We start from the raw sequence: 17632 nt of genomic DNA on the forward strand, positions 1-17632 counted from the left end.
CAGCCTGGCTTGAAAGAGGTGAAACGCAAGTGAGTTTGCTGATTGACGGAACGTGGATCGAAACGGAAGAACAAATCAAGGTTTATAACAAATTCAATGGCGAGGAAATCGGCCAAGTCTCGGTTGCCTCCCGCGAGCAGATCCGGCAAGCGGTTGCCTCATCCCAGCGGGCAATGAAGGAGCAGCCGTTGTCCTCGGAAGAAAGATACCGGATATTGTCCCGCACCTCCGAGCTGATTATGAAGAATCAGGATGAATTGGCTTTGACGATCGCAACAGAGGCGGGAAAGCCTGTTAACGAAGCAAAAATTGAAGTCGGCCGGGCAGCCCGCACTTTTCAGATATCGGCTGAGGAGGCGAAACGCATCGCCGGCGAAATGGTGCCGCTTTCTTCTGCGGACCCGGTTGCGAAGCTGGCGTTTACTTTGCGCAAGCCGATCGGCGTCGTGTGCGCCATCTCGCCTTTTAACTTTCCGATCAATCTGGTCGCACATAAGGTGGCGCCGGCGGTGGCGGCGGGCAATGCCTTCGTGCTGAAGCCGGCTACAACGACGCCGCTCATCGCGATACGCCTGCTGAAGCTGATGCAGGAGGCGGGACTGCCGGAAGGTTACGGTCACCTGGTGATCGGCAGCGGATCGACCGTCGGGGAGTGGCTGCTGGAGGAGCAAGGATTTTCCTTTTACAGCTTCACGGGCAGTCCGCGCGTCGGAAAACACCTGAAAGAAGCAATTGGCCTCAGGCCCTGCGCGCTTGAGCTTGGCTCCAACAGCGCGACAGTCGTCCATCACGACGCTGATATCGAATATGCAGCGGAACGGTGTGGCCGAACGGCTTTCAACAATGCCGGACAGGTGTGCATTTCGGTTCAGCGGATCATGGTGCATGAGGATGTGAAGGTGCGCTTCTTAACGAAGCTGGTCGAGGTCACGAAGTCGCTGCGCGTCGGGGATCCTTCGGATCCGGCGACCGAAGTCGGCCCGATGATCAGCACGGCGGATGCCGAGCGGACGATGGATTGGATTCAGGAAGCCGTCGATCACGGGGCCAAGCTGCTGTGCGGCGGAACCCGCGACGGTGTAATGATTCAGCCTGCGGTTTTGGCGGACGTACCGACTCATCTGAAGTTATGCGTGGAAGAAGCGTTTGCGCCGATCGTGGTCGTCAATACGTACCGCACGCTGGATGAGGCGATCGCCATGGTTAATAATTCCAAATATGGCCTGCAGGGCGGCTTGTTCACGAAGTCGCTGGAAGTCATGATCCGATGCGCCAACGAAATCCACGTCGGCGGGTTGATGGTCAACCAGACATCCGCATTCCGCAGTGATGAAATGCCTTATGGCGGCGTAAAGGAAAGTGGCATCGGAAAGGAAGGACCGCGTTACGCGATCCAGGAAATGACCGAAGTAAAACTGATCGTTATCCATCAATAACACGAGAGCGCGGCAAGTAGCCTCGGCACGAACCTTGACAAAAACGGAGGAATGGCAAAAATGGCCCAACGTATTATCGATTTGAGCATGACCGTTCATGACGACATGAAAGTGTTTCCCCGCGTGGTGCGGCCGGTGACTGCGCTTTACGAGACTTGGGAAGAATTTGCCGCCCGTATCGGGGCAGCCCAATACGGGGCGAAATCGCTGACCGCGACTTATGTCATTACGCAAGGCGACCACGTGGGTACGCATATGGATGCAATGAAACACATTGTGAAGGACGCCCCGGGCCCGGAGGGCATTCCGCTGGAATATTGTTTCGGTGACGGGGTCATACTCGACTTTCGGGATAAACCGGCAGGTCACTTCATCACAGTGGACGACATCAAGGAGGCTTTGGCCAAAATACAGTACACCATCAAGCCGCTCGATATCGTGCTCATCCATACCGGAGACGGCGACGGCGGCAAAAACGAGACGGACGCCTACTTCACCGAACACTGCGGCATGACGGCGGAAGCGACCGTTTATTTGATCGAGCAAGGTGTAAAGGTGTTTGGCATCGACGCCCCGACGTTCGACGCGCCGGTCAAGACGATGTTTGAGACCCGAAAATTTTGGCAAGCTCATCTGGTCATGAACACCCACGAATACTACCATCTGGAAAATATGATGAATCTCGATCAAATCGGAAGGTCTTACGGCTTTAAGCTCTCCGTGTTCCCGATCAAGTGGAAAGGGACAACCGCCGCTCCCGTAAGGGCCGTTGCGATTATCGAAGAATAAGGCGGGGCGCAAGGCATTGAATTTTAACCTACAAGGAGGAATTGAACATGAAAGTATTGATCGCGCGTTACACCGTCAAACCCGGGCAAACCGAAACCGTGCTGGAGCATCTTAGCGAAATGGGCAAAAAAGTCAGAGCCGAGGAGCCGGGTTGTAAAGTATACAAAGTCCACCGTCCGGACGGTCAGGAAAATATGCTGGTGCTCTACGAAGCATACACCGATCAGATGGCGCTGGAAGCGCATCGGGAAACGCCTTTTTTCAAGGAAATCATCGAAGGCAAGGTCGTTCCGCTGCTGGAAAAACGCGAACGTGAAGTTCTGGAACTGGTGCTCGAGTAAACGGCTGCCGCCGCATGGCGCAGCCAGAGGAGGAAGTCTATGCGACTGGTCACATTTGAAATTCCAGGCATTCCGGGCAAGTTGTCCCGCATCGGCGCCTTGACGCCCGATGGACGGATCGTCGATTTGACGGTGGCTTACCGGCTCATGCTCGTTCGGTCGGGGATGACGAAATCGGCGGCGGACCGGATCAGCGGGGCGCTGGTTCCCCCGGATATGCTGCTCTTCATCGAAGGGGGAGGCGGCTCGCTTGAAGCGGCGCGCAAAGCGTTCGACTGGGCGCTCGAAGCCACTGTGCCGGACGGGGAGATGTGCATGTTCTCTCAAGGCGCGGTGGCGATCCGCTCCCCGATTCCGCGACCGCCGCTGCTGAGAGACTTTATGGCCTTCGAGGAGCACCTGCAAAATATTTATCCGAAGCTGGGGCGCTCCATTCCGCCGGAATGGTACAACCTGCCGGTTTACTACAAAGGCAACCCAGGCAGTACGGGCGGGGACGGAGACGACATTCGCATTCCTTCCTACGAACAGGAGCTCGATTATGAGTTCGAGATGGCGTTTGTCATCGGGGTTGGCGGAGCCGACATCCGGCCGGAGGACGCATTCAAGCACATCTACGGTTATATGATTTACAACGATTTCAGCGCCCGCTCGATTCAGGAACGCGAAATGACGGTTGGCCTCGGTCCGGCGAAAGGCAAAGACTTTCAGCGCGGGCATGTGCTGGGGCCCTATCTGGTAACTGCAGATGAGATTTCGGACGTGTACAACCTGACGATGACGGCACGGGTCAACGGAAAGGAAATTTGCCGGACGAATACGCGGACAATCCATTGGAAATTCGAAGACATGATCGCTCATGCCTCGCGGGATGAGGAACTGGTCCCCGGCGAAGTGTTCGGGACGGGCACTGTCGGCAACGGATCCGGTAAGGAGCTCGGCAAGCTGCTCAAGGCCGGCGACGTGATCGAACTGACGGTGGAGGGATTGGGCACACTGCGAAATAAAGTAATTTCTAACCGATAGAAAGCGGAGGTTAACATGAGAGAATTGAACATTCACAAGCTGAAAATCCGGACGACGGACGATCCGTTATTCGAGACGGTGGCCCGCATGGCCAAGCCGCCGCAAATGACGTCCGAGAAAAGCCTGTTCGCCCCGGCGTACGGCAGCTTCAACATCGCCGACGGTACAGTGGTGGATCTGTCGTACCTGTATGAGCCGGGCTCCGACACTCCCTGGAGTAAGCCGCGGAACCGGTTCGACCGCCATCTGTTTACGGAGGAGCTCTGGATGGTAAGCGAAGGCGACTTCTACGTGCCGTTCGGTTTGTGCAAAAATCCCGACGACCCGGAGGACATTCCTCAACCGGATGAAATCCACTGCTTCCTCATCCGGAAGGGCGATGTGTTCGTGCTGAAGCCGAATGTTTGGCATTGCGGCCCCTGGCCGAGAGAAAAAGGAATGGCTGTCAGCTTCTACATGGCGCTGAGCGGACATCGCCAGAGTGCTTCCGGCGGCAACGTCGATTATATCATGAAGGACTTTGCAGGAGACTGGGCGATTTTGCCGGATCTCGACGATTCCGGACGACCGCTGTAGGCAGACAACTCTGTTTGTAACGCAGACGGAAACCGTTAGATTTATCGGAGGTGAAACATATGGGGAAATTGGACTGCAAAATCGCCATCGTCACCGGCGGCGGTTCAGGCATTGGCCGCGCTTCCGCCGAGCTGCTGGCGAAGGAAGGCGCCAAGGTCGCTGTGGTGGATAAATATTTGCACAAGGCGCAGGAAACGGCGGCACTCATCGGCGATACGGACCGCGCGCTGGCCATTCAGGCCGATGTGGTTAACGAAACCGAGGTTTCCGAGATGGTGGCCCAAGTTGTACGCGAATGGGGGCAGGTCGACCTTCTGCACAATCACGCCGGTATCTTGCATCCTCACGACGCATCGATTCTGGAGATCGACGAGAAGACCATTGACGAGACGCTGGGCATCAATGTGAAAGGCCAGATGCTCGTCGCCAAGCACACTGCCCGCGCCATGAGCAAAAGCGGCGGGGGCGCGATTGTCGGCACCGCTTCCGACTTATCGTTTATCGCCCTGGCGGGCGTCGCAGGCTACGTTACGAGCAAAGCGGCCATCGCCGGCTTGACGCGCGCCATGGCCGTCGACCTCGCGCCGCACAACATTCGCGTCAATGCGGTTTGCCCCGGCTTTATTTATACCGGGATGACGGCCGGCCTCGCCGGCAACGCCGAAGTGATGGAATCGATGCGCGAAAGCTATCTGATCAAAAGACTCGGTCAGCCGTCCGACGTGGCTTCGGCGGTGTTATACCTGCTGTTGCCGGACGCCGGTTTCGTGACAGGCTCGTTGCTTGTGGTAGACGGCGGCCATATCATCCAATAAGGCAAATTTGACGGAAAATGGAGAGATTCGATGATGAGAATTGGCTTGGACGAATGGAGCGTTCACCATATGGATACCCCGGCATACGACAAGCTGGATTTGGTCGAACGCCACGGTTTGGAGGGTATTCAGTTTGCCGATGCGCTGTCGCTCAGCAAAACGCTTGACCATGGGGAGCTCCGCGAAATCGCGGCCGAGGCTAAGCGTCGCGGCCTGTATTTGGAAATGGGCATCCCCGGTTTAAATATATTGCGGCCCTCACCGAAAGCGCTTCAAGCGGGGCAGGGCGATTTCATGAACGGGCAGCGCAAATTGCTGGAAGCCGCTGCCGCCACCGGCGCGAAGGTGATTCGCACATTCGCCGGCGGCCCCGGTGACCGGCTGCGCAGAGGGACCGAATGGCAGGCGCAAATGCAAGGCTCAGTCATTTTGGCAAAACATTTGGCGCCGCTCGCGCGCGAACTCGGCGTCATCCTGGCATTCGAGACGCACGCCGACGTCACTTCGTTCGAGCTGCTGCGCATTCTGGAACAAATCGGCGAAGACGATGTTGCCAAGGTTTGTCTGGACACCGGCAACTTCCCGATCGTGCTCGAAGACCCGTTGGCCGCAACGCGCCGTTTGGCGCCGCACGTCATTGCGACTCATTTTAAAGATTGCATCACCGAATTATCCGAAAGCGGCATCACCGTCAACTGCCGGCCTGTCGGTACGGGCATCCTGCCGGCGGCTGAAATTCTCGCCGTTCTGAAGCCGCTGCATCCGGATCTGACTTTATCGATTGAAGACCATGAAGGCGTTTTTCATCTGGATATCTTCAAGGACGGCTGGCAGCGCAGTTACCCGGATGCGGCGCCTGACGAGATCGACTGGCTGGTGGCGCAGGCCGGCAAAAGCAAAGAACGTATCGCAAGCGGAGAAATTCCGCTGACGGAACAGTTGGAGCAAATCCCATGGGCAGACCAAGCGGACGAGAGAATCTGCATTGGCACCGCCAATCTGAAACGAATTTTACAGGAGGCCACAATATGAAGAAGCCATTAGGAGTCGGATTGATCGGCTGCGGCGGCATTTCACGCGGACACATCAACGATTATTATAAGCAAAACCATGAAGCCGCCCGCCTGGTAGCGGCCGCCGAGATCAGTCCGGAGCTGCGCCAGCGTTATAGTAACGATTTTAACATCGGCACCATGTACGACAGTGTAGAGAAGCTGCTTGCCGATCCGGCCGTAGACGTTGTCGACATCTGCACCCCGCCGAGCACGCACGCCGATCTGATCGAGCAGTCCGCCCGCGCCGGCAAACATGTGCTATGCGAGAAGCCGCTTGATTCCGATCTGCAAAAAGCCCGCAGGGCCGTCGAGACCGCGGAAGAGTGCGGGGTGGTGCTGGGGATCATGCAGAACTACCGCTTTCGGCCCGAGTATGTGGAGGCGCATAACTATCTGATCAACAACAAGCTGGGGCGACCGTTCTTCGGCACCATGGAAGGCTTCTTTAACTGGAACGGCGGCGCATATCGCACGCAAAGCCAGCGGATGCTGATTATCGAGCAGGCGTATCATTACATCGATCTGCTGCGCTTCCTGTTTAATGACGACGTAGTGAAAGTATACGCCGCCGCCGGCCGCTCGGAGGCAGCACAGACCTCCGGCGAAACCTGGGGTTCCCTGACGCTTCATTTCTCGCGGGGGGCGGTCGGGACGATCGTCGCTTCCGGCGAATGCCACGGGTTTCAGGCCAACTGGGGCGCCACCGCCGTCATCCAATGCACCTCGGGCACGATGGAGATCAACCGCAAGCAGCTGTACAGCCTGAACGTTTACGTCGTCGGCGGCGGAGGCCATTATCCGCTCCAGACATTCCCGAAAGAATTGTACTCGGCGAACACAAACGCGCCATTCACCCGCCCACTCGATGCCTTCTTCCAAGCGGTTGCGGGCGGGCGCAAACCTCCGGTTACCGGCCGGGAAAATCTGAACACGCTTGAAACCGCTTTGGCCTGTTACGATTCTATCGAATCCGGCCAAGCTGTGGACATCACCTAAATAACATTCTCATAGCGGTTAACGGCGCAAGCTGTATTCGACTTCAAAGGGGTTGCGCCGCAATCCGCTCTATTGACCGGGAAAGGAGGAATAACGTAAATGGCAGCTATCTTTGCGGAAAACGATAAACCGCTGGCGGTGCGTAACAAGATGAGAAAAAGAAAAATCAAAGAAGAAACCGTCTTCGGTTATCTCTTTCTTCTCCCTACCCTCGGTGCTTTTATCTTGTTTTCTTTGATTCCAACCGTTGCCGTGTTCGCGCTCAGCTTCTTCAGTTGGGACTTGATCCGCGCCCCGATTTTTCTGGGGTTTCAGAATTACACGCAAATTTTCACCAGCCATGACTTCTGGCACGGCTTATGGGTGACGATCCAGTACGTATTTTACAGTCAGACGCCTAAGCTCATCATCGCGCTTCTGCTGGCGATTTGTTTGAACCGTTCGCTTCCCGGCATCAAGGCGTTCCGGATTCCGATCATTCTCCCCTGGATTGCGATGCCAATCGCCGTTGCAACGGTGTGGCGATGGATTATGGATCCGATGACTGGTCTGCTCAACTATTATCTGAAGCTGATTGGCCTGCCGGGGATCACGTTTTTCACGCCGGGCAATACGCTTCAATCGATCGCGCTGATCGATGTGTGGCAGCATTTTGGTTTTGCGACGATTCTGTTTCTGGTCGGCCTGCAAAGCATCCCGTCCATGTATTACGAAGCAGCCGAATTGGACGGCGCAGTAAGGTGGAAGGCGTTCCGGCACATTACGCTGCCGCTGCTTAAACCGACGATCCTGTTCCTGCTGATTACGTCGATTATCGGTTCCTTCCAGGTTTTCGACATCGTTTATGCCACTACGCACGGGGGACCCGGAGACGTTTCGCGTGTATATTATTACCTGATTTACGAGAAGGCGTTCAACTCCCTGCAGATGGGCTATGCGTCCGGATTGTGTGTCATCCTGTTTATTCTGCTGATGCTGCTCACGATAGTCCAGCTCCGTTTATTCCGAGAGAAAGACACCTATTAGGAGACGAGACGACATGAAAAAAATTACTTCGGCATTGACGTATCTGGTCCTTATGTTCATGACGGTCATCGTCGCAGTCCCTTTCCTCTGGATGATCGGTACGTCGTTTAAGCCACAGAAGCAGACCTTCAACTATCCGCCGGAATGGATACCCAAGCCGTTTACGCTGGACAATTTCAGCCGTGTGTGGCAGGAGATGCCGTTTGGTCATTTTATTTGGAACACAGTGTTCGTCACGCTGGTGATTCTGGTCGGGCAGTTGCTCTTTTCGTCGATGGCGGCGTACAGCTTTTCGCGTTTGAACTATCCGGGACGCGAAACCATTTTCCTGATCTTTATCGGGAGTTTGATGATTCCCGAAATCGTCACGATGATTCCTCAATATCTCATCATGAAGCAGCTGTCCTGGCTCGATACGTATAAGGCGATCATCGTACCTCAGATGTTCGGCAACGCTTTCGGCGTGTTTATGCTCCGTCAATATTTGCTGGGAATCCCCAAAGAGCTGGATGACGCGGCTAAAATCGACGGTTCGGGTATTGTCCGCACTTTTACGACGATGATTCTCCCGCTGTCGAAGCCGATTTTGAGCACACTTGCCGTCTTCGTGCTGGTAAAGTCGTGGAACAATTTCCTGTGGCCGCTCGTCGTCACCACCTCCCCCAAAAAATACGTGCTCACCATCGGCCTGGCGAACCTGAACGGGCAATATACCGCCGACTGGTCGGCCATAATGGCGGCATCTTTCATGGCGCTGCTGCCGATCATCGTATTGTTCGTTTTTTTTCAAAGGTATTTTATTCAGTCCATTCAAATGAGCGGAATGAAATGACAAGAGATACTGTGACTGGAAGTGGTTCACAAGTGATCGGGGCGGAAAGGGCGGCTAACGCTTTTTGCCCGGCCCTGGCATAATCGCTTGGAAACGCTTTAGAGGGGGAACGGCAGGCGGGCGCCCGTGAGGACGTGTCATGATGTGATTGTAATTGCGGGATCGGCTTAAAGACGATCCGCCCGCCGTCAAGCAGTTCAGCAAAAGAAGCTTGTATTAAAGCTAGTTAAATTGGGGAGGGAAATTTGTGAAAAAAATCAATTTCATTCTGGCAAGTCTTTTGATTATTGCCGTATTTTTAGCGGGCTGCAGCAGTTCGACGAAACCGAACGCGGGATCCGGTGCCGCTTCTGACACATCGACGGCCCCGACAGCTTCCAAATCGCCGGCACCTCAAAAAGAGGTTACCTTGCGTTATGCCGTCTGGGGGGCGCAGCCGACTTATCAAAAAGTCGTCGATGCCTTCATGAAAGAGAATCCCAACATCAAAGTGGAACTTCAGGTAACGCCGTGGGCGAATTTCTGGGATAAATTATTTACCGAGCTTGCCGGTGGAACGGGGCCCGACGTCTTCTGGGGTCATCCGACACGCCTTCCCAGCTTGATGGAAAAAGACGTGCTTATGGATATTACGGACAAAATCAAAAAAGATAACATCGATATGAGCAAGTACAGCGACGCGATCACCAAGATGTACATGAAGGATGGGAAAAATTATGCCATTCCCCAGCAATGGTCGACCATCGGCATCATTTATAACGAAGATTTGCTGAAAAAAGCCGGATTTAGCGAATACCCGAAAGATCTGGCCTGGAATCCGAAGGACGGCGGAACGTTCGTCCAATTCCTGCAGAAGCTGACGCTGGACAAAAACGGCAAGCATCCGAACGAAGCGGGCTTCGATCCCAAAAACATCGTGCAGTACGGATACAACTATATCGACAAAGATCAAATCGATCCAGGCCAGTTTATCGGATACGCGGCAGCAAACGGCGGCGCCGTGTTGGATGCCGACGGCAAGCTCGCTTACAATGATAAGCTGCTGGAGACCTACCAATTTCTCTATGATCTTACGTATAAATACTACGTTGCGCCTTCTTATACGACAATCCATACAGGCGGTTCGGAAGCCAAATTCGTGGGGCAACAAATTGCCGTTTGGAATGACGGGAACTGGATGATGACACCGCTTAAACAAAAGGCGGGTTTTAATTGGAAAATTACGTCCATTCCTGCCGGTCCTCAAGGAAAAGTGGCTACCATGCTTGGTTTGAGCGACGTGATCAATGCCAAAACCAAATATCCCGAAGAGGCTTGGAAATTGATCAAATTTATTACAAGCAAAACGGGGCAGGACATTATCGGAGGAACAGGGGCATACTTCCCCGGCAATAGCGATTCCTACAATGCTTTCCTGGATTTCTACAAAAGCCAGGGGATCGACGCAACTCCTTTTGCCGAGAATGCAAAGCTTCCCAGCGTTAATGCCCCGGTGACCAAAAATTACAACGATTGGCTGCAAATCTGGACGAAATACACAAGCCTCATGTTGTCCGGTGAAATGGATCCAAAAACGACGCTGGATAAAATCAAGGCGGAAGGCGACCCGGTCGCCATAAAGTAAAGAGCACCGAGTCGTCCTATTAGCTCTTCCGCTGCTCTTCGATCCGCCAACTTCTAACTGCTTGGTGGAGATAGCTGTACGGTCAAGCCGTCGGGAGCGCAGCTGCGACGGGTTAAGGGAAACCTTACCCCGTCTCATTATCCTTTCTGTATTATGATCACTACATTTCGAATGCTAACACGATATAAAAATATAATCACTCTTGATTTTTAGAAAAAATTGATAACTATTTGAGTACCCATGAGGAGAAGCTGCCATCAGGGAACAAAAGCCTTGTTAGCTGATGCGAATTTTTTTGCAAAGCAAGCTGCTCCCTTTATTTGCTAAAATGGTTAAAGTGGTTGCGCAAATTAACGTATTCGGAAGCCTTATTATAAGTAAAGCGGCGACCCAGACCGGTCTTATGAGCAAAATGATGATGATTGTCACCGCGATCTCCGTAATTGGCACCTATCTGCCGAACTTTCAAATGTCATATACGTTCAGGCTCTGGAAATATCCGTTCATTGCCGCGGCGGCTGTGCTGGGCTTGTATGAGATTGTGCTGATGATCTTTGTCCTGCTATCGCATTTATGCACCAAACAATCATTTGGCATTCCTTATTTGGGAACGATTACGCCATTTCGGATTCGGAATTTTCAGAACAGGAAATCGGGATATTAATTAGCGGATACTTCCTTACATTCCTTGATGCAATATTGGTCGTTTGCCAGCGTGTTTCTGTTGTCGGGCTGTCGACACTGATGAGAGCAGCAGTACTATGTCAAGACCTTAATTGGAAAAAATCTTGAGGAACCGTAACTTTTTGGAGAGGTGAACCTAAAAAGGGCGAATTGAACTAGAGCCACCCTATCCTCGTTTTCAGATATTTCCTTATTACCAAGAAAATAGGTTGTTTTTCGGATGTGCTATGTCAAGCCTTTTGTCGGATCACCTCCCGAGGTTCGTAGAGTCGGTTGGATCGCAGCAGATAATCGACCAACCGCACCAATTTACGAGCTGTAAGCGCAAAGGCGCGTTTTTCGGTGTATTTGGCCGGCTCCGCTTTTTTGGACTGTAATACTGAGCAAAGACAGTGTCGTGCACCTGGACACTCTTCGCGGCTTCTGTAAAGTAGTACTTCAGATAACGGTTGACGGATTAAAAAAGCAGAGATTCAACACCTTTAAAGTCGCCAGACTGGTTTTCCGTCCAGGCTAGGCCTGCATATTTGGCCAGAGACATCTGGTTTGGAAACCGCTGAATATCACCAATTTCTGAAATCAAGCCAGCTGCAAAGATCGTAGCGATTCCCGGTACAGACGTAAGCGTCTGCGGAATGGTAGCCAGGTGTTCTTCAATAGCCTTCTTTAGCGAGTTGGCTTGCTCTTGAAGAGAACGAATGATTCGAATATTGGAAGCCATCGCCAGGTTCACGGCATCAGCCATCGCTTTGGGCAAGCGGTAGGAAGAACGGGCAGCCTTTTGCAAGGCTTGCGCGACTTCCTGTGGATGATCAAAGCGGTTTTTACCCGACTCGACGACGAAAGCGATGAGGTCCTCGATGGACATGTTCACGATGTCTTCGACACTGGCGAACTCCTGAATCACCGCCAGACTGGTTGCCGATGTTTTCTTGCCGAATGGGCCGCTGGAATAACTGCTGAACTTTAAAAATAAGTTGGTCAGCAGGACATTCGTCTCCCGTGTCAAAGTCTGTACAATGTGGTAACGAGTCCTTGTGAGGCGCTGCAATGCAGCGAGGGTCTCGCTCCACGTAAAGGCACGGGGTAGATACCGGATCGGAGCTTCGCGGTGATGAACCAGGCGTCTACTCTGTCGTTTTTTGGGGCGTCAAGGAAAAAGGCAACAGATCACGTTGTTCTTACTGCTTACATCGATCCAACAAATAAGATGTAAGTCATAGAAATCACCTCCTTTCCAATGGGATTGGGCGCAACGGTCCTGGGATGTCCTTGGGAATCTCTCCGCTAACAGCCTTGCGAGCTATAGGTATACACCGCGGGCCATCGGTGCACGTAGCTTCCTCTGCAATGCGGAAGGGATGGCGACGCGCGGGATACAGTCAGCGTGTAGGAAAACACGGAAGAGGCCAAGGGAACAATCTCAAATGGAAGAACCCGTAAACGGGTCAACAGGAGGAAAAGGAACAACCCCGTCGGTATGCACCTATTAGCAATTGTCCCAAAGACATCACAAGATCGTAAATACCTTTTTTCGTTCCGGGGGGACGGCTCCCGCGCCTTCGCTTGGGTTACGTCCTCAACCGGATAAATACATCAAAAATTCACTTTTCAAAGATCAAAAAATTAAGAAGAGCAATTTCCAATTCATAAGAGAATCGGTAACTGCTCTTAGCATATAAGGAGGAAGGAAAGTGATGCTTAAGAATGTGAAGTGGCTCGGGTTGGTATGGCTGCTGCTCCTGCTATTCGTTACCTCCGAGGGAAAGAGCATAGTGGACTGCATGCAGGACGTCCAAACCAAAATTTATCGGAAATTTACGCTCAGTAAGCTGTAATATGTAGTATTCGGTGAGGCAGCCCTCAAAGGGCATTCAGCTCAATCCGATTAGGTCGATCAACGCATTCATATGTTTGTGACAATTGGTCCAAGCTTGCCATTTCTCAACCAGACGGCAGGTCAGCTTTAAGGATTCATCTTGAACGATTATGCGGTTGATAAAACCTATCTCCCTTGCATGCTTGACAAATTGTTCGTGTAATTGACAGGCCGCTGAGAAGCGGGTATTTGAATGAAATCGGAGTGAAAGGGGAAGGTAATAAAACAAAAAAGGTTGTTGCACCAATTACGATGTAATGATATATTAGCTATAGAAAACGTTTTCCATGGAGGTGAACGAACATCGCAGACATAAGAAAAATCGCCAAGCTTGCCGGCGTATCTGTTTCCACAGTATCCAAAGCCTTAAACGGCTATGATGGCATCAACGAAGACACCAAGAAAAAGATTATGCAGATTGCCAAAGAGATGGACTATGTCCCTAACGTCATGGCCAGAGGACTGGTCAAGAAAACAACCAACACTATCGGCGTTTTTTTCGGCGATCAGGTGAATTCCGGTTTCGACAGCCCTTTTCTAAGCGATTATTTTCGCTCAATTAAGGATATTGTCGGCGAAGCCGGTTATGATTTGCTTATTTTCAGCAACCGCAACCGGGACACCTCCAGCTACAAAATGATTTGCCACGAAAAAGGCGTTGACGGCGTCATTTTAATTTTGACGGGCAGTAAAAGAACCGACGGGAAAATTCATGAACTGCATGAAGCGTTTCCGACAGTTTACATTGACAGCTTGCCTAACGATCGAATGCGCGTTAATTTCGTAGAGTCCGATAACGAACGCGGCGCATACGAGGCGACCCGCCATCTGATTGAGCTGGGACACCGGAAAATTGCCAAGCTGGCAGGCGATCAAATTGCCAAAGGTTCGTTTGATCGCATTTCGGGGTATAAAAACGCTTTGCTGGATAGCGGGATGCCCTATGACGAGCGATTTATCCGGTACGGTTACTTTTCCGAGGAAACCGCTTATCGGGAAACGCTGGAATTGTTTGCAAGCGACCCGGACATCACGGCCGTATTTGCATCCAGCGATTTGATGGCATTTGGCGTTATTCGGGCACTGGAGACTTTGGGGAAAAGGGTACCGGAGGATGTGTCGGTTGTCGGCTTCGACGATATCGATTCCGCGCAATATTTCCGTCCCCCACTGACGACGGTGCACCAGCAGCGCTTTAAAATGGGTGAAACCGGATCGAAAATTTTACTTGAGCTGATTAAAGAAAATGTGGGCATAACACACCACATTCGAATTCCGACCCAATTGGTAGTCAGGGGAAGCTCCGGGCCGCTTCATTAATACCAAATGACCTGGAGCCCCTTTTTTACGCTTCATAGAAAACGTTTTCCATAAACAAAGGGAGGAAAAACATGAAAAGAAAAACGGCAATCGCAATGATCTCTTTATTGGTAGGCGCGTCCGGCGCTCTTGCAGGATGCGGCTCAAACGGCGGGTCGGGCGGCAGCGGCACGGCTGCCAGACCGGCAGATAACGCCAAAACGGAGGGCAGCGCCAAAGAAACAAAAAAGGTGGATTTTCAATGGATGGCTCATACGGCATATTCGCTGCAGTCTTCCGATCCGAAAAGGGTGGAGTACATTAAAGCCTCTCTTGATGCCTATCAGAAGGCTCATCCGAATGTGACGGTAGATTCGACCCGTACATATGACGGGGCGGTATCCAACCTGATGGTGCTCGCCTCTCAAAACCGGGCGCCGGACGCAGCGATGATCGACGCTTATATGCTTCCGAAATTTTATCAATATTTGCAACCGCTGGATGAATATTTTCAGAAGGCCGGACTGAAAATGGATGACTTTTTTCCTTTCGCGCAAAATGTGATGAAAGGCCCTGACGGTAAAATATACGGCATCCAATTTACAACGGATACAAGAGTGCTGTTTTACCGCAAAGATCTGGTGCCAAATCCTCCCAAAACGTGGGACGAAGTGCTGGAGGCGGGCAAAAAACTGCAAGGTCAAGGATATGATGCCTTCCTGCTTCCCGGGGGCCGAGCTGAAGCTTCAACGGTGACGGTTTCCTTGCCGATGTTTATGTCGCAGGGCGGAGAGCTCATCAACAAAGACGGCCAAGCGGCCTTTGGCGAAGGCGCCAATAAAGATAAAATGCTGAATGTGCTGAAATTCCTGAAAACGGCGGCGGACAGCGGGGTAACGCCCAAGAGATCGGCCAATATTAAAAACGAAGCGGACCAGAACGCCGACATTGCTACGGATAAGGTCGCGATGTTCTTAGGCGGCAACTGGCAGGTGAACCAATTGAAGGATTTGCTTGGTCCCGACAAGTTCGCCAAGTGGGCGATAGCGCCCATGCCGACATTTAAGGCCGGCGATGCAAGCGTTTCCTTGTCCGGCGGCTGGGCTTGGGGTATCTTTACGAAGGATAAAGACAAACAGCAGGCTGCATTTGATTTCTTGCTGCAAACCTATATGGATGATAAAGGGATGGCTAACTGGACCAACATCGGAGGGTACCTGCCTCCGCGCAAATCGGTTTACGACACGCCGGATTTCAAAGGTAACGAGCTGACCAAACCGTTCCGCGAAATTATGGAGAAATACGGTAAAGCACGGCCGGCCTCCGACGATTACGCCAAAATTTCAGAACAGCTCCAAATCGCCGTATCCAGCGTTATCTCGGGCAGCCTGCAGCCGGAGGAAGCTCTTAACAACGCTTGGAAAGGCGCATCCCAGAAGTAAGGAAAGTGATTCGGCATGGCTCACAACCCATCCGCCAAATGGAACGCCGATGCATGGCAAAAGCCGAAGAACGGCTTCAAGGTACTGGGGAGCAACTCCCCGGTGCCTTGGCTGCTTCCGCTTGGCGTCGTCCTGGCGCTCGTATTCCTGTACCCGATCGTTGAGGTGTTCCGGTTAAGCTTTACCGACGCCAGCCTGATCGATAAAAAGCTGCATTACACCTTCAGCTCTTACCGCTCCTTGTTCGCAAAGCCGGGATTTGGCCACATGGTGAACGTCACCTTTATTTTTGTCGCTTTCAGCGTGTTGTTTCAGATGGCGCTTGGCTTTGTCATCGCGCTGCTTGTCGATATCGGCACCAAAAGAAAGCTGCTCGGCACCGTCGTCGTTCGCACGACCGTACTGGCCGCTTGGGCGATCCCAGGGGTCATCATCGGCATTATTTGGAGCATGCTGTACAATGAATCGGATGCGGGTATCGTCAATTATATGTTAAGCCTGATGGGCTTTCCTAAAGTGCCGTTTTTATCGGATCCGCACGTGGCTCTGTTTTCGGTTACGCTTGCCAACGTATGGCGGGGAACGGCTTTTTGCATGATTTTGATTTATGCGGGGCTGCAGACGCTGCCCGGCGATGTGCTGGAAGCGGCGAAAATCGACGGAACAACCGTATGGCAAGCGCTTTTTAAAGTTATCATTCCGATGATTGCGCCGATTTTATTCATTAATATGATTTTGAGCGTAGTCTCGACGTTTAATACGTTTGATATGATCATGTCGTTGACGGCAGGCGGACCTGGAGAAAGCACACAGGTTATTGCGCTTGGAGTGCACTCGAGCATTTTTCATCTGTTTTCGCTTGGTGAAGGCGCAGCGACGGCTGTCGTGCTGTTTGCGATCAACATCGTGCTTACGCTGATTTACTTCCGCTTTTTAGAAAAGAGTTAGGGGTTGGCCGCTGATGAGCAAGATTTGGAAATACCGTTTAAGCAATCTAGGCATTTATATAGGTTATGCGCTCATTTTTGCTTTTTTTGCGTTCCCGATATTTTGGGTGTTTTCGTTGTCGCTGAAGTCGGTTCAGGAAATGTTCCAAACGCCTCCGCTTTGGTTCTCCAAGCATCCTCACTTCGAAAATTATACTTTTGTGATCAAAAACATGAGTATTTTGCAATATTTGGGCAACTCATTTCGCATCGTTGCCTGTACGGTTGTACTGACGCTGCTGATTGCCTTGCCCGCAGCCTACGGCTTGTCCCGGTTCAAATTTCGGATGAAAAAGTATACGCTGCTTGCCATTCTTATTTTTCAGATGATATCGCCGGTCATCATTGCCGTCCCTTTGTACCGGTTGTTCGTGGAACTAGGGATGATCAACAGCTTTGCGGGCCTGGTGGCGGTGTATGTTGCGATCGAGATCCCGTTTGCAACCTGGTTTCTTAAAGGGTATTTGGACACGCTGCCCCACGAGTTGGATGAAGCGGCTATTGTGGACGGCTGTTCCCGTCTGGCAACGCTGCGCAAAGTGCTGCTGCCGGTGGCTATGCCCGGTATCGCCTCGATTACGATTCTGATCGCCGTCGCCAGCTGGTCGCAATTCGTTCTGCCGTTTATTTTGCTGGATGACAAAAGTGTGTTTCCGCTGTCGCTGGGGCTGGTTCAGCTAAAAAACAGCTCGGACGCGGTTACGACGCATTACGTCGCTGCGGCCAGCTCGCTGGGCATCTTGCCGGTCATTGTGCTGTTTGTGTTGATGCAGCGGTTTATTGTCGGGGCTTTGACAAACGGTGCTGTGAAAGGGTAACAGGTTAC

At 52.2% G+C, this 17632-nt stretch carries 18 protein-coding genes; 17 read left to right on the plus strand and 1 reads right to left on the minus strand.

What is annotated here, in order from left to right; genetic code table 11:
• Positions 1–29 precede the first annotated feature (29 nt).
• The 12 genes from EYB31_RS12695 (at position 30) to EYB31_RS12750 (ending at position 11180) form a co-directional block, all read left to right on the plus strand.
• Positions 30–1436, plus strand: coding sequence for an aldehyde dehydrogenase family protein (locus EYB31_RS12695; RefSeq protein ID WP_131013706.1), 1407 nt, complete (start codon positions 30–32; stop codon positions 1434–1436).
• 60 nt (positions 1437–1496) lie between these two features.
• A complete protein-coding gene (locus EYB31_RS12700; RefSeq protein WP_131013707.1) occupies positions 1497–2225 on the plus strand; it encodes a cyclase family protein in 729 nt (242 codons plus the stop codon).
• 47 nt (positions 2226–2272) lie between these two features.
• Positions 2273–2566 carry a putative quinol monooxygenase gene (locus tag EYB31_RS12705; RefSeq protein ID WP_131013708.1) on the plus strand — a complete coding sequence of 98 codons (294 nt, stop codon included), beginning with the start codon at positions 2273–2275 and terminating at the stop codon, positions 2564–2566.
• Positions 2567–2605: 39 nt separating this feature from the next.
• Positions 2606–3592: a fumarylacetoacetate hydrolase family protein gene (locus EYB31_RS12710; RefSeq protein WP_131013709.1), complete on the plus strand. Its 987-nt coding sequence runs from the start codon at positions 2606–2608 to the stop codon at positions 3590–3592.
• Between the two features lie 15 nt (positions 3593–3607).
• Positions 3608–4168, plus strand: a complete 561-nt coding sequence (locus EYB31_RS12715; protein ID WP_131013710.1) for a hypothetical protein — start codon at positions 3608–3610, stop codon at positions 4166–4168.
• A 59-nt stretch (positions 4169–4227) separates the two neighbouring features.
• The gene (locus EYB31_RS12720) at positions 4228–4983 is read left to right on the plus strand and encodes an SDR family NAD(P)-dependent oxidoreductase (RefSeq protein ID WP_131013711.1); all 756 of its coding nucleotides are present in this window, start codon (positions 4228–4230) and stop codon (positions 4981–4983) included.
• Between the two features lie 30 nt (positions 4984–5013).
• Complete coding sequence (locus EYB31_RS12725; RefSeq protein WP_131013712.1) at positions 5014–6015, plus strand: sugar phosphate isomerase/epimerase family protein; 1002 nt, start codon at positions 5014–5016, stop codon at positions 6013–6015.
• On the plus strand, positions 6012–7034 hold the full coding sequence (locus EYB31_RS12730; RefSeq protein WP_165452383.1) for a Gfo/Idh/MocA family protein: 1023 nt from the start codon (positions 6012–6014) through the stop codon (positions 7032–7034). The genes EYB31_RS12725 and EYB31_RS12730 overlap by 4 nt, the downstream gene beginning before the upstream one ends.
• A gap of 99 nt (positions 7035–7133) precedes the next feature.
• On the plus strand, positions 7134–8060 hold the full coding sequence (locus EYB31_RS12735; RefSeq protein WP_131013714.1) for a carbohydrate ABC transporter permease: 927 nt from the start codon (positions 7134–7136) through the stop codon (positions 8058–8060).
• Positions 8061–8073: 13 nt separating this feature from the next.
• Complete coding sequence (locus EYB31_RS12740) at positions 8074–8892, plus strand: carbohydrate ABC transporter permease (RefSeq protein WP_131013715.1); 819 nt, start codon at positions 8074–8076, stop codon at positions 8890–8892.
• A gap of 247 nt (positions 8893–9139) precedes the next feature.
• Entirely contained in the window at positions 9140–10516 is a 1377-nt protein-coding gene (locus EYB31_RS12745) for an ABC transporter substrate-binding protein (RefSeq protein ID WP_131013716.1), read from the plus strand.
• Positions 10517–10799: 283 nt separating this feature from the next.
• On the plus strand, positions 10800–11180 hold the full coding sequence (locus tag EYB31_RS12750; protein ID WP_131013717.1) for a spore germination protein: 381 nt from the start codon (positions 10800–10802) through the stop codon (positions 11178–11180).
• A gap of 477 nt (positions 11181–11657) precedes the next feature.
• On the opposite strand, the gene EYB31_RS40645 is transcribed toward EYB31_RS12750, so the two are convergent.
• Entirely contained in the window at positions 11658–12209 is a 552-nt protein-coding gene (locus tag EYB31_RS40645; protein ID WP_206105457.1) for a transposase, read from the minus strand.
• A 685-nt stretch (positions 12210–12894) separates the two neighbouring features.
• On the opposite strand from EYB31_RS40645, the gene EYB31_RS40205 reads away from it, so the two are divergent.
• The 5 genes from EYB31_RS40205 to EYB31_RS12775 all read left to right on the plus strand — a co-directional run bounded on the left by EYB31_RS40205 (position 12895) and on the right by EYB31_RS12775 (position 17624).
• The gene (locus EYB31_RS40205) at positions 12895–13038 is read left to right on the plus strand and encodes a hypothetical protein (RefSeq protein ID WP_165452384.1); all 144 of its coding nucleotides are present in this window, start codon (positions 12895–12897) and stop codon (positions 13036–13038) included.
• 362 nt (positions 13039–13400) lie between these two features.
• Positions 13401–14399: a LacI family DNA-binding transcriptional regulator gene (locus tag EYB31_RS12760; RefSeq protein ID WP_276322042.1), complete on the plus strand. Its 999-nt coding sequence runs from the start codon at positions 13401–13403 to the stop codon at positions 14397–14399.
• A 71-nt stretch (positions 14400–14470) separates the two neighbouring features.
• Positions 14471–15820, plus strand: coding sequence for an extracellular solute-binding protein (locus EYB31_RS12765; RefSeq protein WP_131013718.1), 1350 nt, complete (start codon positions 14471–14473; stop codon positions 15818–15820).
• A gap of 15 nt (positions 15821–15835) precedes the next feature.
• A complete protein-coding gene (locus EYB31_RS12770; RefSeq protein WP_131013719.1) occupies positions 15836–16768 on the plus strand; it encodes a carbohydrate ABC transporter permease in 933 nt (310 codons plus the stop codon).
• A gap of 13 nt (positions 16769–16781) precedes the next feature.
• Complete coding sequence (locus EYB31_RS12775; protein WP_131013720.1) at positions 16782–17624, plus strand: carbohydrate ABC transporter permease; 843 nt, start codon at positions 16782–16784, stop codon at positions 17622–17624.
• The last annotated feature ends 8 nt before the right edge of the window (positions 17625–17632 follow it).

Origin of the sequence: Paenibacillus thalictri (assembly GCF_004307995.1) — a bacterium.
Taxonomy (GTDB): Bacteria; Bacillota; Bacilli; order Paenibacillales; family NBRC-103111; genus Paenibacillus_AF; species Paenibacillus_AF thalictri.